At 60.7% G+C, this 20,255-nt stretch carries 15 protein-coding genes and 2 tRNA genes; 4 read left to right on the forward strand and 13 right to left on the reverse strand.

The genetic code is table 11. The annotated features are described in order from the left end of the window. Positions 1–120 precede the first annotated feature (120 nt). The 8 genes from M5B44_RS05735 to rnr all read right to left on the reverse strand — a co-directional run bounded on the left by M5B44_RS05735 (position 121) and on the right by rnr (position 9,846). Complete coding sequence (locus tag M5B44_RS05735) at positions 121–2,433, reverse strand: YgiQ family radical SAM protein (protein ID WP_085711167.1); 2,313 nt, start codon at positions 2,431–2,433, stop codon at positions 121–123. A 112-nt stretch (positions 2,434–2,545) separates the two neighbouring features. Beyond that, complete coding sequence (dnaB, locus tag M5B44_RS05740) at positions 2,546–3,943, reverse strand: replicative DNA helicase (protein WP_085711165.1); 1,398 nt, start codon at positions 3,941–3,943, stop codon at positions 2,546–2,548. Positions 3,944–4,063: 120 nt separating this feature from the next. Then, positions 4,064–4,510, reverse strand: coding sequence for a 50S ribosomal protein L9 (gene rplI, locus M5B44_RS05745; RefSeq protein WP_003186385.1), 447 nt, complete (start codon positions 4,508–4,510; stop codon positions 4,064–4,066). 19 nt (positions 4,511–4,529) lie between these two features. Beyond that, on the reverse strand, positions 4,530–5,420 hold the full coding sequence (locus M5B44_RS05750) for a hypothetical protein (protein WP_248738520.1): 891 nt from the start codon (positions 5,418–5,420) through the stop codon (positions 4,530–4,532). A gap of 37 nt (positions 5,421–5,457) precedes the next feature. After that, the gene (gene rpsR / locus M5B44_RS05755) at positions 5,458–5,688 is read right to left on the reverse strand and encodes a 30S ribosomal protein S18 (RefSeq protein WP_002551829.1); all 231 of its coding nucleotides are present in this window, start codon (positions 5,686–5,688) and stop codon (positions 5,458–5,460) included. A 28-nt stretch (positions 5,689–5,716) separates the two neighbouring features. Then, entirely contained in the window at positions 5,717–6,145 is a 429-nt protein-coding gene (rpsF, locus tag M5B44_RS05760; protein ID WP_007950702.1) for a 30S ribosomal protein S6, read from the reverse strand. 306 nt (positions 6,146–6,451) lie between these two features. Beyond that, positions 6,452–7,219 (reverse strand): 23S rRNA (guanosine(2251)-2'-O)-methyltransferase RlmB, encoded by a 768-nt coding sequence (gene rlmB, locus M5B44_RS05765; protein ID WP_248738521.1) that lies wholly within the window; start codon positions 7,217–7,219, stop codon positions 6,452–6,454. Then, positions 7,216–9,846, reverse strand: coding sequence for a ribonuclease R (gene rnr, locus M5B44_RS05770; RefSeq protein ID WP_248738522.1), 2,631 nt, complete (start codon positions 9,844–9,846; stop codon positions 7,216–7,218). The genes rlmB and rnr overlap by 4 nt, the downstream gene beginning before the upstream one ends. A 225-nt stretch (positions 9,847–10,071) precedes the next feature. Between rnr and M5B44_RS05775 the strand changes: the two genes are divergently transcribed. From M5B44_RS05775 to M5B44_RS05790, 4 genes are all read left to right on the forward strand, one after another. Next, positions 10,072–10,158, forward strand: a tRNA-Leu gene (locus M5B44_RS05775). A gap of 180 nt (positions 10,159–10,338) precedes the next feature. Then, positions 10,339–10,425, forward strand: a tRNA-Leu gene (locus M5B44_RS05780). A gap of 188 nt (positions 10,426–10,613) precedes the next feature. Next, positions 10,614–11,624, forward strand: a complete 1,011-nt coding sequence (locus tag M5B44_RS05785) for an extracellular solute-binding protein (protein ID WP_134825291.1) — start codon at positions 10,614–10,616, stop codon at positions 11,622–11,624. Next, on the forward strand, positions 11,624–13,189 hold the full coding sequence (locus tag M5B44_RS05790) for an ABC transporter permease (RefSeq protein WP_248738523.1): 1,566 nt from the start codon (positions 11,624–11,626) through the stop codon (positions 13,187–13,189). Before M5B44_RS05785 ends, M5B44_RS05790 begins: the two co-directional genes overlap by 1 nt. A 41-nt stretch (positions 13,190–13,230) precedes the next feature. Here the strand turns inward: M5B44_RS05790 and M5B44_RS05795 are convergent, their stop codons facing one another. The 5 genes from M5B44_RS05795 to hflK all read right to left on the reverse strand — a co-directional run bounded on the left by M5B44_RS05795 (position 13,231) and on the right by hflK (position 20,192). Further along, a complete protein-coding gene (locus tag M5B44_RS05795) occupies positions 13,231–15,165 on the reverse strand; it encodes a methyl-accepting chemotaxis protein (RefSeq protein ID WP_134825289.1) in 1,935 nt (644 codons plus the stop codon). Positions 15,166–15,305: 140 nt separating this feature from the next. After that, entirely contained in the window at positions 15,306–16,595 is a 1,290-nt protein-coding gene (locus M5B44_RS05800; RefSeq protein ID WP_085711159.1) for an adenylosuccinate synthase, read from the reverse strand. Between the two features lie 54 nt (positions 16,596–16,649). Further along, on the reverse strand, positions 16,650–17,837 hold the full coding sequence (locus M5B44_RS05805; RefSeq protein ID WP_248738524.1) for an ATP phosphoribosyltransferase regulatory subunit: 1,188 nt from the start codon (positions 17,835–17,837) through the stop codon (positions 16,650–16,652). Positions 17,838–18,150: 313 nt separating this feature from the next. Next, positions 18,151–19,020, reverse strand: a complete 870-nt coding sequence (gene hflC, locus M5B44_RS05810) for a protease modulator HflC (protein WP_027611416.1) — start codon at positions 19,018–19,020, stop codon at positions 18,151–18,153. Beyond that, on the reverse strand, positions 19,020–20,192 hold the full coding sequence (gene hflK / locus M5B44_RS05815; RefSeq protein ID WP_085711157.1) for an FtsH protease activity modulator HflK: 1,173 nt from the start codon (positions 20,190–20,192) through the stop codon (positions 19,020–19,022). The genes hflC and hflK overlap by 1 nt, the downstream gene beginning before the upstream one ends. Between the last annotated feature and the right edge of the window lie 63 nt (positions 20,193–20,255).

Raw genomic sequence — 20,255 nt, forward strand, 5'->3', positions numbered from 1 at the left:
AGTACAGCACCAAAATCGGGCGATGCGGTGAATTGGTTTGGCACAGTTGCACGCAAATGTTGCGAGGCACAACGCAAAACGCCAACCCGAAGGTTGGCGTTCTGTTCACTCAAGTGCGTTTCAGCGCGGTACGACCGGCTTGCGTGCCGGCTTCGGCCCTTTGCCTTTCGCCGCTTCCTTGCGCTCCTTGGCGGCCTGCTGGTTGCGGGCGAATGCCGCGGCCTTGGCCTGTTCACGCTTGTCCCACGGATTGCCGCCGTCGCTGGCGCGCGGTGGCAGACCGTTGTGCTGGGTGAGGATCTTGGTGGTCTTCTCTTTTACGTCCTTCGCCACTTTATGGCTGCCGGCCGGCGTCGAGTTCTTGCGACGGGCACTCTGGTAGCTGTCGGTGGCCGGCTGATGCGTCGGGATCAACTGGTGCTTGCCCGGCCCGATCAGGTCGGCGCGGCCCATGCGGATCAGCGCTTCACGCAGCATCGGCCAGCCTTTCGGGTCGTGATAACGCAGGAACGCCTTGTGCAGACGACGCTGCTCCTCGCTCTTGACGATGGTCACGCCGTCGCTCTTGTAGGTGACCTTGCGCAGCGGGTTCTTGCCCGAGTGGTACATCGCGGTGGCGGTGGCCATCGGCGACGGATAGAACGCCTGCACCTGGTCGGCCCGGAAGCCGTTGCCCTTGAGCCACAGGGCCAGGTTCATCATGTCTTCGTCGGTGGTGCCCGGGTGCGCGGCGATGAAGTACGGAATCAGGTACTGCTCTTTCCCCGCTTCCTTGGTGTACTTCTCGAACATGCGCTTGAAGCGATCGTAGGTGCCGATCCCCGGTTTCATCATCTGGTTGAGCGGACCTTCCTCGGTGTGTTCCGGGGCGATCTTCAGGTAACCGCCGACGTGGTGGGTCACCAGTTCCTTGACGTACTCCGGCGACTCGACCGCGAGGTCGTAACGCAGGCCGGAGGCGATCAGGATCTTCTTCACACCCGGCAAGGCACGGGCGCTGCGGTACAGCTGAATCAGCGACGAGTGGTCGGTGTTCAGGTTCGGGCAGATGCCCGGGAACACGCAGGACGGCTTGCGGCACGCGGATTCGATTTCCGGGCTCTTGCAGGCGATGCGGTACATGTTCGCGGTCGGGCCGCCGAGGTCGGAAATGACACCGGTAAAGCCTGGGACCTTGTCGCGGATCTCTTCGATTTCGCGAATGATCGACTCTTCGGAACGGTTCTGGATGATCCGGCCTTCGTGCTCGGTGATCGAGCAGAAGGTGCAGCCGCCGAAGCAGCCCCGCATGATGTTCACCGAAAAGCGGATCATGTCGTAGGCCGGGATCTTTTCCTTGCCGTACGCAGGATGCGGAACACGTGCGTAAGGCATGCCGAACACGTAGTCCATTTCTTCAGTGGTCATCGGAATCGGCGGCGGGTTGAACCAGACGTCGATCTCGCCATGCTTCTGCACCAGCGCACGGGCGTTGCCCGGGTTGGTTTCCAGGTGCAGCACGCGGTTGGCGTGGGCGTACAGGACCGGGTCGTTACGCACCTTTTCCATCGACGGCAGGCGGATCACGGTCTTGTCGCGGGTCATTTTCGGGCTGGCCAGGATCTGCACGACCTTGGCTTCTTCCGGGTCATCAACCGGGCCCTTCTCCTGCTCGATTGCGCAAGCCTGAGTGTCCTGGGTGTTTACGTACGGGTTGATGATCTTGTCGATCTTGCCCGGACGGTCGATGCGCGTGGAATCGACTTCGTACCAGCCTGCCGGCGTGTCACGACGGATGAACGCGGTGCCGCGCACATCGGTGATGTCTTCGATCTTGTGACCGTAGGACAGACGCTGGGCGACTTCGACGATCGCACGCTCGGCGTTGCCGTACAGCAGAATGTCGGCGCTGGCGTCGATCAGGATCGAATTGCGCACACGATCCTGCCAGTAGTCGTAGTGGGCGATGCGGCGCAAGGAGGCTTCGATGCCGCCGAGCACGATCGGTACGTGCTTGTAGGCTTCCTTGCAGCGCTGGCTGTAGACCAGGCTCGCGCGATCCGGACGCTTGCCGGCCATGCCACCCGGGGTGTAGGCGTCGTCGGAACGGATTTTCTTGTCCGCGGTGTAGCGGTTGATCATCGAGTCCATGTTGCCGGCCGCGACGCCGAAGAACAGGTTCGGCTCGCCGAGCTTCATGAAGTCGTCTTTGGACTGCCAGTTAGGCTGCGCGATGATCCCGACGCGGAAGCCTTGCGACTCCAGCAGCCGGCCGATGATCGCCATGCCGAACGACGGGTGATCGACGTAGGCATCACCCGTGACAATGATGATGTCGCAGGAATCCCAGCCGAGCTGATCCATCTCCTCCCTGCTCATCGGCAGGAATGGCGCTGGCCCGAAACATTCGGCCCAGTATTTTGGATAGTCAAATAACGGCTTGGCTGCTTGCATGTCGATGACCGGTGTTGAGGTGCAAAATCGCGGGCGCGGAATATAGCACAAAAAATGACCAATTCCGACGGCTGTGGTCGGAAATATCAGGGGCTGTCAGACGAGGACGGACTTACTCGTCGTCGTCGAAGTTATAGCTGCCCGGCGCGAGGTTTTCGAAGCGCGTGTACTTGCCGATGAAGGCCAGGCGGATAAAGCCGATCGGGCCGTTCCGCTGTTTGCCGATGATGATTTCGGCGATGCCCTTGTGCTCGGTTTCCGGGTGATAGACCTCGTCCCGGTACACGAACATGATCACGTCGGCGTCCTGCTCGATCGCTCCGGATTCCCGCAAGTCGGAGTTCACCGGGCGCTTGTTGGGACGTTGTTCCAGGGAGCGGTTGAGCTGCGACAGTGCAACCACCGGGCAGTTGAATTCCTTGGCCAGGGCTTTCAGGGATCGGGAGATCTCGGAAATCTCGTTGGTCCGGTTGTCACCGCTGGAACCCGGGATCTGCATCAGCTGCAGGTAGTCGATCATGATCAGGCCGATGTCACCGTGCTCGCGCACCAGACGCCGGGTCCGGGCACGCATCTCCGACGGACTGATGCCGGCGGTGTCATCGATGAACAGCTTGCGGTCGTTGAGCAGATTGACCGCCGAAGTCAGGCGCGGCCAGTCGTCGTCTTCCAGCTGACCGGAACGCACCTTGGTCTGGTCAATGCGGCCGAGGGACGACAGCATACGCATGATCAGCGATTCGCCTGGCATCTCGAGGGAGTACACCAGCACCACCTTGTCGCTGCGCAACACGGCGTTTTCCACCAGGTTCATCGCGAAAGTCGTCTTACCCATCGACGGACGGCCCGCGACAATGATCAAGTCGGCCGGTTGCAGGCCGCTGGTCTTCTCGTCGAGGTCGGTATAGCCGGTGGACAGGCCGGTGATCGAGTCGGCGGTGTTGAACAAGGTGTCGATGCGGTCGATGGCTTTGGTCAGCAGGTCATTCACACCCACCGGGCCGCCGGTTTTTGGCCGGGCCTCGGCAATCGCGAAAATCTGCCGTTCGGCTTCGTCGAGGATTTCCTCGGCGGTGCGACCTTCAGGGTTGAAGGCGCTGTCGGCAATTTCGGTGCTGATGCCGATCAACTGACGCAACGTCGCACGCTGGCGGACGATCTGCGCATAGGCCTTGATGTTGGCGACGGACGGCGTGTTTTTCGCCAGTTCGCCGAGGTATCCGAGGCCGCCGACTTGCGAGGTCTGACCTTCCTTGTCCAGTTGCTCGGCAAGGGTCACGACGTCGATCGGCGAGTTCTGATCGGCCAGTTTGGCGATCGCGCGGAAAATCAGACGGTGGTCATGCCGGTAGAAATCGCCGTCGGAGACTTGATCGAGCACGCGTTCCCAGGCGTTGTTGTCCAGCATCAGACCACCGAGCACAGCCTGTTCGGCCTCGATGGAATGCGGCGGCACCTTCAGCGCGGCGGTTTGCAGATCGTATTGCTCGGGAGCGGAGATTTCGTTCATGGCCACTTTTTAATCAGGAAAAGCAGGGATTGCAGAAAGACAAAGGGCACGACCTGTAAACAGGATCGTGCCCGATGTTAACCGCCTGGCGTACAAGCCGCCAGTCGATCAGGGTGTTGCTTAAGCTGCTACCACGACAACGCGTACGGTGGCTTCAACTTCGGCGTGCAGGTGCACAGCCACGTCGAATTCACCCACGTTGCGGATGGTGCCGTTCGGCAGACGAACTTCGCTTTTCGCCACTTCAACGCCGGAGGCGGTCAGTGCGTCAGCGATGTCGTGAGTACCGATCGAACCGAACAGCTTGCCTTCGTCGCCAGCGGTGGCAGTGATGGTCACTTCCAGCTCGGCCAGTTGGGCAGCACGGCTTTCAGCCGATGCTTTACGGTCGGCAGCGGCTTTTTCCAGCTCAGCGCGACGCTCTTCGAACGCAGCCAGGTTGGCAGCGGTCGCAGCGGTGGCTTTGCCGAAAGGCAGCAGGTAGTTACGGCCGTAACCGGCCTTAACGTTTACTTTGTCGCCCAGGTTGCCCAGGTTGGCGATTTTTTCCAGAAGGATCAGTTGCATGTGGAAATCCTCTTAACTTTTAACCTTCACCGTTCGCGTTATCGGTGTCTTTCGACACGTGACGACCGCGAAAATCAATCAGGCTGTCGACAATGGCCAAGACCACAAGCAACGGACCGAGCAAGTGCATGAAAGGCACGAGCGTGACGTATATCCCCACCAGCCAGAAACCGGCCAGCCGTTTCTGCGCCACCAGCCCGTGAACCAGGGCCAGACCGGCGAAGAGCAGCGGCACACTGCACAACGGCAACAGAACCAGTGCGTGCAGACCGAAGAACGGTGCCACACACATGACGGCCAGAAGCGACAGCGCAACGCCTTTCGGCAGTCGGATGGCGCGAAACTCGCGACCGAAACCGCCGGGGTTATACAACAACGCCTGCCAGTAGCGCCCAAGAATCAGGCACAGCACGCTAAAAACCTGCAACGACACCGCTGTCGAAATGATCGACAGTGGAACCGCCAATCCCGTGAGAATCGCCTTCTGGTCTGCCGAGAATTTCTCGTAGACCTCACCCATCGCCAGCGGCAAGACTTGTTCAAACGTCTGCGCCAGCGCTTCGGTGAAGGAACCGAAAACGGTCCCCAGGCTCACGGCAATCAACAATCCCACGGCCACGCTGACCAGCAGCACGCGATTCCAGGTGTGTTCGGCGCGTAAAACCAGCGCCAGACCGCAAGCCCCGAGCAGCACAATCAGTGCCGTCGGGTCTTTGAGGTAGTGCCAGCTCACCAACGCTGACAACACTCCCACACCCAGGACGCTCAAGGCGTCCGAACCGCGCCGCAGGAGCACAAGGCAACCTGCAGCGGCACTCAACCAGAACAACAGCGGCAATGCCGCAGATCCGGCCACGACCAGCGTGGCCTGCATACGCCCCCGCATGATGAATTCAGCCAAGGCACGCATGCATTCGATCCCTTACTTACTTGTCGACTACCCGGTCTCAGCGGCCGTGGCTGTCGGTGTAGGCCAGCAGGGCCAGGAAGCGGGCGCGCTTGATAGCGGTGGCCAGCTGACGCTGATAACGAGCTTTGGTACCGGTGATGCGGCTTGGAACGATTTTGCCGGTCTCGGATACGTAGGCTTTCAGAGTGTTGAGATCTTTGTAGTCGATCTCCTTCACGTCTTCAGCGGTGAAGCGGCAGAATTTACGACGACGGAAGAAACGTGCCATTTGATAGGCTCCTTAAAAGGTCCGTGGATTACTCGTCAGCGTTATCGCTGTTGTCGCTGTCGCTATCGCTGTCATCGCCATCGGCGCTGCCATCGTGCTCAGGACGTTCGCGACGCTCACGGCGCTCACTGCGGTTTTCTTCAGCCTTGAGCATCTCGGACTGGCCGGTAACGGCTTCGTCGCGACGGATGACCAGGTTACGGATCACAGCATCGTTGTAGCGGAAGTTGTCTTCCAGCTCGGCCAGGGCCTTGCCGGTGCACTCAACGTTCAGCATCACGTAGTGAGCCTTGTGAACATTGTTGATTGCGTAGGCCAGTTGACGACGGCCCCAGTCTTCCAGACGGTGGATTTTGCCGCCGTCTTCTTCGATCAGCTTGGTGTAACGCTCAACCATGCCGCCGACTTGCTCGCTCTGGTCAGGGTGGACCAGAAAGATGATTTCGTAATGACGCATGAATGCTCCTTACGGGTTGTAGCCTGCCGCTCAAAAACGGTCAGACAAGGAGTGAATGACACTTATGGACTTGCCGGCGCGGGGCACATGGGTGCCTGCCGTCACAGCAAGGGGCGCAATTGTAGAGAAGGGACAGAAGAGGTGCAAGGCAATTGGTGATTATTTGAACAGCCACCAATCCGGGCCACACCACAAAGCACTGTGGGAGCGAGCCTGCTCGCGATGGCGGCTTAACATCCAACAATGATGCTGAATGTAACTCCGCTATCGCGAGCAGGCTCGCTCCCACATTGGACGGCGTAAGGCTTAAGACTTTTTGGCTGCAGCCTTGGCCTTGGCCCCGCGCTGGCGCTGGGCCTCGAACAGGCACACGCCGGTCGCAACCGACACGTTGAGACTGCTGACGCTCCCGGCCATCGGCAGGTGCACCAGGTAGTCGCAATGTTCACGGGTCAGGCGACGCATGCCTTTGCCTTCGGCGCCCATGATCAGGATGGTCGGGCCGGTCAGGTCCTGGTCATAGATGCTGACCTCGGCTTCGCCCGCCGTGCCGACAACCCACAGCCCGCGCTGCTGGAGCTTTTCCAGGGTGCGCGCAAGGTTGGTCACGGCCACCAGCGGTATCACTTCCGCCGCACCGCAAGCCACTTTCCGCACGACCGGTGTCAGAGTGGCCGACTTGTCTTTCGGCACGATGACCGCCAACGCACCGGCCGCGTCCGCCGAACGCAGGCAGGCGCCGAGGTTGTGCGGATCGGTCACGCCGTCGAGCACCAGCAGCAGTGGCGCGCCTTCGGTGCGATCGAGCAGCTCGTCAAGCATCGCTTCGCCCCAGACCTGGCTCGGACTGACGTCCGCCACCACGCCCTGGTGCACACCTTCGACCCAGGCGTCCATTTCGCGGCGCTCGGCCTGACCGATCTGGACCCGGTTTTCGTTGGCCAGCTCGATCAGCGTCTGCACCCGTGGATCGTTGCGGCTTTCAGCCAGCCAGATCTGCTTGACGCGTTTAGGGTGGTGACGCAGCAACGCTTCTACCGCGTGAACGCCGTAGATTTTTTCCAACTGACTCATGACTTCGCCTTCGGTTTACGTGCTCCGCCGCTTTTGGCTGGAGCGGAACCCGCTTTTGGCGGGCCCTTGCGGTGTTTGCTCGGTTTGCCTGGCTTGCTGCCGGAGGCCTTTTCAGGCGCCGACCGTCCGGTCTTTCCCCCGGACGCCGCTTTACCACCGTTTTTGGCGTCGGCCAGCAAGGCCTTCTTCATCTCACGGCTTTTGCGCAGCTCGGCGTTTTTCGCCACGGCATCGCTCGGGCGATAAGCCTCGGCGACCTTTTCCTTGGCCGGGCGACGGCTGGCGGTTTTGGCCGAAGCCTTCTCTTCCACAACCTTGGCCGCTGGAGCAGCGGTTTCGGTGCCACGCTTCTTGCGGCCGATTGGTGCGCTGATGGTTTTCTCGGCCATCTCGAAGTCGATCTTGCGCTCGTCGAGATCGACGCGCATGACGCGCACTTCAACGGTATCGCCAAGACGGAAGCTGCGACCGGTGCGCTCGCCCGCCAGGCGGTGGTGCACAGGGTCGAAGTGGTAGTAATCGCCCGGCAGCGCCGTCACGTGCACCAGACCTTCGACATAGATATCGGTCAATTCGACGAACAGGCCAAAACCGGTCACGGCAGTGATCACGCCCGGGAACGATTCGCCCACGCGGTCTTTCATGAACTCGCACTTGAGCCAGTTCACCACGTCGCGGGTCGCTTCGTCGGCACGGCGCTCGCTCATCGAGCATTGCTCGCCGAGTTGCTCCAGCGCCGCCTCGTCGTACGGATAGATGCGCGCCTTCGGAATGGTCATCGCGCCGGCACGGCGAACGTGCGGGGTGTCCTGTTTCGAATGGATCACGCTGCGGATCGCCCGGTGCGTAAGCAGGTCCGGGTAACGACGGATCGGCGAGGTGAAGTGGGTATAGGCTTCGTAGTTCAGACCGAAGTGGCCTTCGTTCTGGGCGCTGTACACCGCCTGGCTCAAGGAGCGCAGCATCACGGTCTGGATCAGATGGAAATCCGGACGGTCCTTGATGCTCGCCAACAGTGCCTGATAGTCCTTCGGCGTCGGGCCGTCCTTGCCTTTATGCAGGGACAGGCCGAGCTCACCGAGGAACGCGCGCAGTTTTTCCAGACGCTCCGGTGGGGGGCCATCGTGGACGCGGTACAACGCAGGGATTTCGTGCTTTTTCAGGAATTCGGCAGTGGCCACGTTGGCCGCCAGCATGCATTCCTCGATCAGCTTGTGGGCGTCGTTACGGGTGGTCGGACGGATTTCGGCAATCTTGCGCTCGGAGCCGAAGATGATCCGGGTTTCCTGCGTTTCGAAATCGATCGCGCCACGCACGTGACGGGCGGCCAGCAATACCTTGTACAGCGCGTAGAGCTGTTTCAGGTGCGGCAGGACGTCGGTGTATTCGCCGCGAAGCTTGCGAGCTTCAGTCGCTTTCGGCGTTTCCAGCATCGCGCTGACCTTGTTGTAGGTCAGACGGGCGTGGGAGTGGATCACTGCTTCATAGAAGCAGTAGTCGGTCATTTCGCCGGATTTGGAGATGGTCATCTCGCAAACCATGGCCAGACGATCAACGTGCGGGTTCAGCGAGCAGAGGCCGTTGGAGAGCTGCTCCGGCAGCATCGGCACCACGCGCTCGGGGAAATACACCGAGTTGCCGCGCACCTGGGCTTCGTTGTCCAGGGCCGAGCCAATCTTCACGTAGCTGGAAACGTCGGCAATCGCCACGTACAACTTCCAGCCGCCGGAGAACAGACGCAACTTGCCTGGCTTGGATTCGCAGTAGACCGCGTCGTCGAAGTCGCGGGCATCTTCACCGTCGATGGTGACGAACGGCAGATGGCGCAGGTCGACGCGTTTCTCTTTGTCTTTCTCTTCGACTTCCGGCTTGAGCTTGCCGGCTTCCTTCAGAACGGCTTCAGGCCAGACGTGCGGAATGTCGTAGGTGCGCAGGGCGACATCGATTTCCATGCCCGGCGCCATGTAGTTGCCGACGACTTCGATCACATCGCCTTGCGGCTGGAAGCGCGGAGTCGGCCAGTGGGTGATTTTCACCTCGACGAACTGACCGATCTGGGCGTTGGCGTTGCGGCCCGGGGTCACCAGCACTTCCTGCTGGATCTTCGGGTTGTCCGCGACCACGAAGCCGATGCCGCCCTCTTCGAAGTAACGGCCAACGATGCTTTCGTGGGCACGGGACACCACTTCGACGATCACGCCTTCGCGACGGCCGCGACGGTCCAGGCCGGACACACGGGCCAAAGCACGGTCGCCGTCGAACACCAGACGCATTTGCGCCGGGCTCATGAACAGGTCGTCGGAGCCGTCATCCGGCACCAGGAAGCCGAAGCCGTCGCGGTGACCGCTGATGCGGCCGAGGATCAGGTCGAGCTTGTCCACTGGCGCATAAGTGCCACGGCGGGTGTAGATCAGTTGAGCGTCGCGCTCCATGGCGCGCAGGCGGCGGCGCAGGGCTTCGATCTGGTCTTCTGTGGTCAGACCAAATTCTTCGACCAGTTGCTCGCGGGCAGCAGGCGAACCCCGATCAGCAAGGTGCTGAAGGATCAGTTCGCGGCTGGGAATAGGGTTTTCATATTTTTCCGCTTCACGAGCGGCCTCGGGATCGAGGGACTGCCAATCGGCCATTAGAGAGTTTTCACCTTGTCTATATGCGGGTTAGTTTGGCATAGGCGCCATCAAACGGGAAATTTCCGACTCTATAAGGCGCGTCTGGAGCCTTGTATCGACGTCTGAAAGGGGTTTTGAACACCGCTGGTAAAAAAAACCAATTTTTTTGCTGGCAGGGGTTTACAGTTAAAAAGACGCTCCGTATAGTGCGCGCCATCGACGACGTACAGACGCTGTCGAGATGCCCAGGTGGTGAAATTGGTAGACACGCCAGCTTCAGGTGCTGGTGACCTTACGGTCGTGGAAGTTCGAGTCTTCTCCTGGGCACCAATTTCGAGTTTGAGACTAGATCAGTTTCAAGACTCACACAAAAACCCGCGAAAGCGGGTTTTTGCATTCTGCGTCCGACTTTTTTCTGAAATTGATTTATTAAAATCAAATCAGGGGTTTACAGATCAAAAGGCGCTCCGTATAGTGCGCCACATCAACAGCGGCAACGCTGAAGATGAAGCCCAGATGGTGAAATTGGTAGACACGCCAGCTTCAGGTGCTGGTGACCTTACGGTCGTGGAAGTTCGAGTCTTCTTCTGGGCACCAATTCAAATTCAAGGTTACGATCTTGAATCTCACAAAAACCCGCGAAAGCGGGTTTTTGCGTTTCTGGCTTCCTGAAAAACTCAAGCAGCCCTACCAAACCCTTATCCTGCTCGCAATGAGCATTTGAGAAACGATATCGTTTATCATTGTTGCAAGTTTTTGCAATGCGACAGTGAGGAACCCTGCGAATGATGTTTCGAAATACCCTGCGCCGCGGCTTGACCTTCACCCTGCTCGGCCTGGCACTCGCCACTCCCCTCACCCAGGCTGCCGATACGGTTTCCCTGACTCTCTACAACGGTCAACACAAGGAAGTCGGCGACGCGATCGCCAAGGCTTTCGAAGCCAAGACCGGTATTCACGTCAATGTACGCAAGGGCAGCAGCAACCAGCTTGCCAGCCAGATCATCGAAGAAGGCGACCGCTCCCCCGCCGACGTGATCTACACCGAAGAATCCCCGCCACTGAACAACCTCGGTGAACTCGGCCTGCTGGCCAAGAGCGACGATGCCACTCTGGCAGTCCTGCCGAAAAAATACGTCGCCGGCAATGGCACCTGGATCGGCGTCACCGCACGGGTTCGCGTAGTCGCCTTCAACCCGAAACTGGTCGATGAAAAAGACCTGCCCAAGTCGGTGCTGGATTTCGCCGATCCGCAGTGGCAAGGCAAGGTCGGCTTCGTGCCCACCAGCGGTGCCTTCCAGGAACAGGCCGTCGCCATCATCAAAAAGCATGGTCGTGAAGCCGCCGAAGAATGGCTGACCGGCCTGCGCGCCTTCGGCAAGACCTACAGCAACAATATGGTCGCCCTCAAGGCTGTGGAAAACGGCGAAGTCGCCACCGTATTGGTGAACAACTACTACTGGTTCGCCCTGCAGCGGGAGAAAGGCAAGCTCGACTCCAAACTGCATTACTTCACCGGCGGCGACGTGGGCGGCTTGATCACCGTCTCCAGCGCCGCGGTGCTGAAGTCCAGCAAACATCCAAAAGAAGCCCAGCAATTTCTCGCCTACATGGCCAGCGAGGAAGGCCAGCGCGTGATCACCCAGACCACCGCCGAGTATCCGTTGCACAACGGCATGGAGTCGGATCGCGGCCTCAAGCCTTTCAGTGAGCTGGAAGCCCCGGACGTTACCCCGGCCGATCTGGGCAATGCCGAGGAAGCACTGGATCTGGAACGCGAAGTTGGCCTGAACTGATGAGCGCCTCGTTATCCGCCCCCGCCACGCGCGGGGGATACGTGCCACGGCGCAAGCGGCCGTCGATCTGGCTGGTGTTGCCGGTGTTGCTGCTGGTGGTATTGAGCCTGTTGCCGCTGGCCTATGTCGGGCTCAAAGCCTGGCAGGCGGGCTGGTCCGAGGCGCTGCATTTGCTATGGCGCCCTTACGTATTCGGCCTGCTGCGCAACACGCTGGCACTGATGGTCGGTGTCACCGTGACTTGCGGCGTGATCGGCCTGTCGCTGGCGTGGTTGCTGGAGCGCAGCAACCTGCCGGGCCGGCGTTTGTGGGGCGTGATTCTGTGTTTGCCGTTTGCGGTACCGGCATTCGTCAGCAGCTTTACCTGGGTTTCGTTAAGCGCGCAGTTCGAAGGACTCGGTGGGGCGATCCTGGTGATGAGCCTGTCGAAATATCCTCTGATCTTTCTTCCGGTGGCAGCCACCCTGCGCAATCTCGACCCTTCCCTTGAAGAGTCGGCAAGGACACTGGGACAGAATCGCTGGGGCGTGTTTTTCCGCGTTACCCTGCCACTGCTCTGGCCTTCGCTGCTGGCCGGTTCGCTACTGATTGCATTGCACATGCTGGTGGAGTTCGGCGCACTGTCGATCATTGGCCTGCAAACCTTCACCACCGCGATCTATCAGCAATTCGAGCTGGAATTCAGCAATGCCAATGCAGCGATGCTGTCGGCGGTGCTGCTGGCGCTGTGTTTGATGCTGCTGTGGCTGGAACTGCGGGTGCGCGGCAAGGGACGTCACGTGCGAACCGGCCAGGGTGCGGCGCGCCGGGCCGAGCAAGTGCAACTCGGACCTTGGGCAATGGGCGGTCAGCTGTATTGCCTGATGCTGGCGATTGTCGGTAGCGGCATTCCACTGGGAATGTTGGCGTACTGGCTAGCGGTCGGCTCGTCAGCAGCCTTCCCGGTGGCGGCAATCACCGAAGCACTGCTGTCGTCGCTTGCGCTGTCGCTGGGTGGCGCGGGACTGTGTCTGCTACTGGCGGTACCGGTCGGATTGCTGGTAGTGCGCTACAAAGGCCAACTGGCGATCTGGGCCGAGCGTCTGCCCTATCTGCTGCACGCGCTGCCGGGGCTGGTGATCGCACTGACGCTGGTGTATTTCGCCCTGCATTACGTGCCGGCGCTGTATCAGACTTCCCTGTTGTTGCTGATCGCCTATGCGCTGCTATTCCTGCCACTGGCCCAGGCGCCGATCCGCACGGCGCTGAACAAAGCCGCACCGCAACTGGAAGAAGCCGCCCGCACTCTGGGCGCGTCGTCGTTCACGGCGTTCTGCCGAGTGACCCTGCCAATCATTTTCCCGGCACTGGGCGCGGCGTTTGCGCTGGTGTTTCTGGATGCCATGAAGGAACTGACGGCGACACTGCTGTTGAGCCCGACCGGGCTCAACACCTTGGCTACCGAGGTGTGGGCACACACCGCGAATGTCGAGTTCGCAGCCGCAGCGCCTTATGCAGCGTTGTTGATCGTAGTGTCGGGGCTGCCCGTCTACCTGCTGACAACCCGGATGTATTTGAGCCGATAAAAAAATCGCAGCCGAAGCTGCGATTTTTTTTGCCCGCACTATCAGGCCCGGAACTGCCCCAGGCTGGCCTTGAGCTGCGCCGCCAGACCATCCAGCACCTTGCCGCTGGCCGTGGTTTCGACCACCGCCTGAGCGGCTTTCTCGGCCTGGGCATGAATCGTCTCGACCCGACCGCGCACGGCCTGCGCACCCTGCGCCTGATGCGCCGCTGCCTGAGTCGCCAGACCAATCGCCGCATGCACCTGCTCGACCGACGCCTGCACCGACTGCTGCAACCGCGCACTGTCACGCAACACCAGCAAACCTTCGCTGGCCTGACGCCCGGCCTGACCAATCGCCTCAACCGCCTCACGGGCGCCCTGCTGCAAGGCCACGATATGCGCCTGAATGTCACCGGTGGAGCTTTGAGTCTTGCTCGCCAGCGCCCGGACTTCGTCCGCCACCACCGCAAACCCGCGACCGGTCTCACCGGCCCGGGCCGCTTCGATGGCAGCGTTGAGCGCCAGAAGATTGGTCTGCTCGGCGATGCCGTGAATCACGGTCAGCACCACTTCGATCTGCTCACTCTGCTGTGCCAGCCGTTCGATGACTTTCGCCCCGGTATCGACCTGCCCCGCCAGCGCCTCGATAAGGCTGCCGACCTTGGCCGACGTGCGGGTGTTCTCGTCGGTGGCCTGACGAATATCCACCACCTGCTTCAGCGCCGCCTGCATCGCATGGCTTTCCGACTGCGCCTCATCAGCCATTTGCGACAGCGCGCGCAGACTTTCGGCAACCTCATCGCGCTGCATCCCGGCCGCCGCGTCGGCACCGGCATTGCGCAACGTCATCGCACCGATTTCCACGCCGGTACGCTGAGCCACATCTCCGGCCTCGCGCACGATCGGCTGCAACTTATCCACAAAGCGGTTGACCGCCGACGCCATGTCGCCAATTTCGTCCTTGCTGTTGATCTGCACACGCTTGGTCAGGTCACCCTCGCCTGCTGCCAGATCATCCATGGCGGCGTTGAGCATCTTCAAGCGGTTGACCACGCGGTGGCCGAGCACCACGGCCAGCAGCAACAGCACGCCGGCGCCGACCAGCGCCAGCCCCATGCCAATACGCCAGCGCAACGTGGCTGCGGCGTCCTGTACGGTGTTGGTCGTGTTGGCTTTCATCTCCGCAGCCGTGGACTGCGCCGACTGCAGGCGCGCACGCATGGCCGTGGCGCTGTCGGCGGCGGCACCCTTGAGGCTGTCACCGACCAGTTGATCACTGCTGGCGATCAGTGCCGAGAAGCGCTGATCGAGTGCCGCCAGATCGGTATCCACCGAGGCCGTCGAGACGCCCATCAGCACCTTGCCGATCTCCACGCCGTTGGGATTGATCGAGGCTTCGAGGTAGTAGACCGAGGGATCATGCTTCGCCGCATCCAGCACCTTATCCAGCGCCCGCTCGCCCTGGCCTTTTTCCAGAAGGGCCTTGTTGATCGGGTTTTCACGGTTGAGATAGCGGGTCAGATGCTGGCCGGTGGCGTCGTCGTAAACCACGAACAGCACGTTGGGATTGCGCTGGGCCCGACGGGCGAATTCGGAAAGGGTCGGCACGTCGCTGTCCCACATGGCGCGAGGCGCTACGGAGGCGAGCAACTGGGCCATGTCATTGGCCGAGTCCTTCAGGTCTTTTTCCAGGGTCGTACGCAATTGCGCCTGCTCTTCCTTCAGACGCGAGGACAGGCCGGCGGTCAAACGCTGGCGAGTATTGGTGGATAAGGTATCGAGGCTCGAGGTGACTTCGCGCCCGGCCTGCTCCAGCTCACCGGAGAGCTTCTGGCTGTCGGCGCCCAGGCGAGTGCCCAGGTCGGCTTCCAGCGCGGTGACGGTGCTCCGCGTCAGGGCGACGGCCACTAACACTTGCACCAAAAGGGCGATACCAAGGGTAACGAATACGGGCCGCAACAAACGGCTTTGTAACAGTGAGAGAACGGCCGACACTGTGAATCCCTCTACTTCTGACGCCATTAATTTGATGGCACTCTTGTAGACAGATTCACAGCAAAGGTCATGCCGTCCAACAGGCATAAACGACAAAGGCCCCGATGAAGGGGCCTTTGTTTTTTTACATCAACGACTTATCAAGCGAACGGATGACGCAGAACGATGGTTTCGTTGCGGTCCGGGCCCGTCGAAATAATGTCGATCGGCGCGCCGATCAACTCTTCAACGCGTTTGATGTAGGCGCGAGCGTTGGCCGGCAGCTCTTCCAGGGTCTTGGCGCCCACGGTCGATTCGGTCCAGCCCGGCACTTCTTCGTACACAGGCTGCAGGCCTACATAGCTGTCAGCGTCAGTCGGCGCTACGGCGTTGCCTTGCGCGTCTTTGTAGCCGGTGCAGATGTTGATGGTTTCCAGGCCGTCGAGTACGTCCAGCTTGGTCAGGCAGATGCCCGAAATGCTGTTCACATCGATAGCGCGACGCAGGATAACGGCGTCGAACCAGCCGCAGCGACGGGCACGGCCGGTGGTCGCACCGAACTCGTGACCCTGCTTGGCCAGGTGCGCGCCCACTTCGTCGAACAGCTCGGTCGGGAACGGGCCCGAACCTACGCGAGTGGTGTAAGCCTTGGTGATGCCCAGGATGTAGTCCAGGAACATCGGGCCAACGCCCGAACCGGTCGCCACGCCACCGGCGGTGGTGTTGGAGCTGGTCACGTACGGGTAGGTACCGTGGTCGATGTCGAGCAACGAACCCTGGGCACCTTCGAACATGATGTCTTTGCCGGCGCGACGCAGGTCGTGCAGCTCGGCAGTGACGTCCAGCATCAGCGGCTTGAGCAGCTCGGCGTATTCCTTGCACTCGGCCAGGGTCTTTTCGAACTCGATGGCCGGCTCTTTGTAGTAACCGACCAGCATGAAGTTGTGGTAGTCCACCAGTTCACGCAGCTTGTCTTCGAAACGCGGCATGTTGAGCAGGTCGCCCACACGCAGGCCACGACGCGCAACCTTGTCTTCGTAAGCCGGGCCGATGCCGCGACCGGTGGTACCGATCTTCAGCTCGCCACGGGCCTTTTCACGGGCCTGGTCCAGCGCCACGTGGAAGGACAGGATCAGCGGGCAGGACGGGCTGATACGCAGGCGCTCGCGCACCGGTACGCCTTTCTCTTCCAGCTTGGTGATCTCGCGCAGCAGGGCGTCAGGTGCAACCACCACGCCGTTGCCGATCAGGCACTGCACGCCTTCGCGCAGCACGCCCGACGGGATCAGGTGCAGGACGGTTTTTTCACCGTCGATCACCAGTGTGTGGCCAGCGTTGTGGCCACCTTGGTAGCGCACTACGGCGGCAGCATGTTCGGTCAGCAGATCAACGATCTTGCCTTTGCCCTCATCACCCCACTGGGTGCCCAGGACTACGACATTCTTACCCATAACACTTGTCCTCATTCGCGCAAACTTGGTGCCGGCGGTGGCCGGCAGGAAAACTCAAGAAGCCAGTGGCGATACTTGCCAAAGCCCGTTCTGCTGGATCAATTGCCGGTCGCAGTCCGCATCACGGGCGGCGGCCAAAGGTTGTCCAGGCAATGCCTGAACGACACGCTGACCCTCACTGCGCAACTGGCAAACCTGCTGCCAGAGTGCCGCATCCGTACTGTCAGGCATCCAGATACCGCCAGACGGTAGCTCGACCTCAGCACGCCCCAGGGTCACCAGGGTTTTCAAATCGGTGGAAAAGCCGGTTGCCGGACGGGCGCGACCGAAGTCGGCGCCGATGTCGTCATAGCGACCGCCCTGAGCGATGGACTGGCCGACACCCGGCACGAACACCGCGAACACCACACCGGTGTGGTAGTGGTAACCGCGCAGCTCGCCCAGATCGAAGTACAGCGGCAGCTCCGGGAAGCGCACCGACAGTCGCTCGGCAATCGCCAGCAAATCTTCCAGCGCCGCCAGTACCGGCGCCGGCGCATTGGCCAGACGCTCACGGGCAGCGCTCAATACTTCACGGCCGCCGCACAGGTCGACCAGCGCACGCAGCATGCCGGACAGATCAGCCGGCAGGCCTTCGGTCAGGGTAATGACCTCGTCGATGGCCTTGCGTTGCAATGCATCGAACAGCTGTTGCTCGACCTCACCCGACAGACCGGCCGCCTGGGCCAGACCGCGATAGATGCCAACGTGGCCCAGGTCCATGTGCACGTCCGGCACATCGGCCAGTTGCAGCATGGCCAGCATCAGGCTGATGACTTCTACGTCGCTGCTCGGGCTGGCATCGCCGTACAACTCGGCACCCAACTGGATCGGGCTGCGCGAGGACGACAAGGCACGCGGCTGGGCATGCAGCACGCTGCCGGCATAGCACAGACGGCTCGGGCCTTCGCGACGCAGGGTGTGCGCATCGATGCGCGCCACTTGCGGCGTGATGTCGGCACGGAAACCCATCTGCCGGCCCGATTGCGGGTCGATGACCTTGAAGGTACGCAGATCCAGGTCCTGGCCCGCGCCGGTCAGCAGGGATTCCAGGTACTCGATATGGGGAGTCACGACAAACTCGTAACCCCAGCTCTGGAACAGATCCAACACCTGACGACGCGCGACTTCAATGCGCGCCGCTTCCGGTGGCAGTACTTCTTCGATGCCATCTGGCAGCAGCCAGCGGTCTACCGTTGCCATTACGCCATTCCCCTTAGATCCGGGCGGCCAGCCCGAGGGCGAGCCTTGAGTGAAGCAGAAAATGACCGGCCCGTTCAAAACGCACGCGCATGAACGACGCGGCGAAAGGCCTGTTACCGGCTTCGCCCATCACTTTCCTCGAAAAACTGTCGGGTCATTCAACCCGATCTTCTGCAACAAAAACAGCAATCAAACGTGCAGACGCAAAAAAGCCGGGAATTTCCCGGCTGCCGCATCATACACACGTTTTCCGAAAGGATCACCCCGCCCGAGGTTTTAGCCGCCGGGCGGAATGATTCAGGTCAACGTCGTATCAAGGCTTGGACTTTTCCAGGTAACGGAAGAAGTCGCTGCTTGGGTCGAGGACCATGACGTCGGATTTGTTCGCGAAGCTTTCACGGTAGGCACGCAGGCTGCGGTAGAAACCGTAGAACTCCTGATCCTGACCGTAGGCCTTGGAGTAGATCGCAGCGGCCTGGGCGTCACCGTCACCGCGAATCTCTTCGGATTCACGATAGGCTTCAGCCAGCAGCACGCGGCGTTGACGATCGGCGTCGGCACGGATGCCTTCGGCCAGCTCGTTACCCTTGGCGCGGTGCTCGCGAGCTTCACGCTCACGCTCGGTGCTCATACGTTCGAACACGCTGCGGTTCACTTCCTTCGGCAGGTCGATGGCTTTGACCCGGACATCGACCACTTCGATACCCAGCTCTTTTTCCGCCATCTTGTTCAGCGACGCCGTGATGTCGGCCATCAGCGCATCGCGCTCACCGGACACCACTTCGTGCAGGGTGCGCTTACCGAACTGGTCACGCAGGCCCGATTCCAGACGACGGGACAGACGCTCGTCGGCGATCTGCTTGAGGCCGGAAGTCGCGGTGTAGAAGCGCTCGGCATCCTTCACGCGCCACTTGGCGTAGGCATCGACCATCACGGCTTTCTTTTCCAGCGTCAGGAAGCGTTGCGTCGGTGCATCCAGCGTCATCAGACGTGCGTCGAATTTACGCACCTGGTTAACGTAAGGCACCTTCACATGCAGACCCGGCTGGACATCGGCCTGAACCACGCGACCGAACTGCAGCAGCACCGCACGCTCGGTTTGAGCCACGATGTAGAAGCAGTTCCAGCCAACCAGTACCACAACAACGCCAACGATCAGGGCGATCAGCGATTTATTGCTCATCAGCGGGTCTCCCTTGTACGTGTCTGCGGCAGGTCAGTGACATGCGGCACGACATCCGTGTTGTTGCTGGCGGCGGCTGAACCGGTGACCGGTGCACTGCTGCCCGAGCTGTTCTGAATCATCTTGTCCAACGGCAGGTAAAGCAGGTTGCTCTGGCCATTCTTGTTGCCGGTCACGAGCACCTTGCTGGTGCTGCTGAAGACTTCCTGCATGGTATCCAGGTACAGACGCTGACGAGTGACCTCGGGCGCCTTGCGATACTCGGCAACCAGCTTGGTGAAGCGATCGGCCTCACCCTTGGCGCGGGAGACCGTTTCGTCACGGTAACCGTTGGCATCTTCGAGGATGCGCTGGGCCTGACCACGGGCTTCCGGCACCACGCCATTGGCGTAGGTTTCAGCCTGGTTGCGCGAACGCTGCTCGTCTTCACGGGCGCGGATCACGTCATCGAAGGCTTCCTGCACTTCACGCGGTGCCGCTGCGCTCTGTACGTTGACCTGGGTAACGGTGATACCGGTGCGATAGGTATCGAGGAAACGTTGCAGACGTTCCTTGATCTCGCTGGCCATCAGCTCACGACCTTCGGTCAGCACCTGGTCCATCGCGGTGGAACCCACCACATGGCGCAGCGCACTGTCGGTCGCGTGTTGCAGGCTGATTTCCGGCTGGTCGACGTTCAGCACGAAGTCCTGCAGGTTGCTGATCTTGTACTGCACGGTCAGAGGCACTTCGACGATGTTCTCGTCTTCGGTCAGCATCTGGCCCTGCTTGGTGTAGGCACGCTCGCGCGTGACGTTTTCCATGTACTTCTTGTCGATCGGCGGGAAGTAGATGTTCAGGCCCGGGCCGACAGTCTCGTAGTACTTGCCGAAGCGCAGCACCACGGCCTGCTCCTGTTCGTCCACCACGTAAACCGCGCTGTACAGCCACACGGCCGCCAGCACGACGAGGCCGATGCCGAGCAGGCCGCCGAAGCCGCCACTCTTGCCCGAACCCCCACCGTCATCACCACCCCGTTTCTTACCACCACCGAACAACCCGTTCAGGCTTTCCTGCAGCTTTCGGAAGGCCTCGTCGAGATCTGGTGGTCCCTTGCGGTCGCCGTTATTGCGGCGCTTGCCACCCCAAGGATCCTGATTGTTCGAGTTGCCACCCGGCTCATTCCAAGCCATAGCGCTCTCCATCTGATAAAGCAAAGACGCACCCACGGCGCGCCGACCAATGCTACAGAATGC

Source organism: Pseudomonas sp. MWU12-2029 (genome assembly GCF_023242425.1).
In the GTDB taxonomy this organism is placed as follows: Bacteria; Pseudomonadota; Gammaproteobacteria; order Pseudomonadales; family Pseudomonadaceae; genus Aquipseudomonas; species Aquipseudomonas kribbensis.

What these genes read in the sequence shown, in the direction of transcription:
- M5B44_RS05735 (WP_085711167.1), bottom strand. Translation starts at nt 2,433, where the DNA reads ATGCAAGCAGCCAAGCCGTTATTTGACTATCCAAAATACTGGGCCGAA.
- dnaB (WP_085711165.1), bottom strand. Translation starts at nt 3,943, where the DNA reads ATGAACGAAATCTCCGCTCCCGAGCAATACGATCTGCAAACCGCCGCG.
- rplI (WP_003186385.1), bottom strand. Translation starts at nt 4,510, where the DNA reads ATGCAACTGATCCTTCTGGAAAAAATCGCCAACCTGGGCAACCTGGGC.
- M5B44_RS05750 (WP_248738520.1), bottom strand. Translation starts at nt 5,420, where the DNA reads ATGCGTGCCTTGGCTGAATTCATCATGCGGGGGCGTATGCAGGCCACG.
- rpsR (WP_002551829.1), bottom strand. Translation starts at nt 5,688, where the DNA reads ATGGCACGTTTCTTCCGTCGTCGTAAATTCTGCCGCTTCACCGCTGAA.
- rpsF (WP_007950702.1), bottom strand. Translation starts at nt 6,145, where the DNA reads ATGCGTCATTACGAAATCATCTTTCTGGTCCACCCTGACCAGAGCGAG.
- rlmB (WP_248738521.1), bottom strand. Translation starts at nt 7,219, where the DNA reads ATGAGTCAGTTGGAAAAAATCTACGGCGTTCACGCGGTAGAAGCGTTG.
- rnr (WP_248738522.1), bottom strand. Translation starts at nt 9,846, where the DNA reads ATGGCCGATTGGCAGTCCCTCGATCCCGAGGCCGCTCGTGAAGCGGAA.
- M5B44_RS05785 (WP_134825291.1), top strand. Translation starts at nt 10,614, where the DNA reads ATGATGTTTCGAAATACCCTGCGCCGCGGCTTGACCTTCACCCTGCTC.
- M5B44_RS05790 (WP_248738523.1), top strand. Translation starts at nt 11,624, where the DNA reads ATGAGCGCCTCGTTATCCGCCCCCGCCACGCGCGGGGGATACGTGCCA.
- M5B44_RS05800 (WP_085711159.1), bottom strand. Translation starts at nt 16,595, where the DNA reads ATGGGTAAGAATGTCGTAGTCCTGGGCACCCAGTGGGGTGATGAGGGC.
- M5B44_RS05805 (WP_248738524.1), bottom strand. Translation starts at nt 17,837, where the DNA reads ATGGCAACGGTAGACCGCTGGCTGCTGCCAGATGGCATCGAAGAAGTA.
- hflC (WP_027611416.1), bottom strand. Translation starts at nt 19,020, where the DNA reads ATGAGCAATAAATCGCTGATCGCCCTGATCGTTGGCGTTGTTGTGGTA.
- hflK (WP_085711157.1), bottom strand. Translation starts at nt 20,192, where the DNA reads ATGGCTTGGAATGAGCCGGGTGGCAACTCGAACAATCAGGATCCTTGG.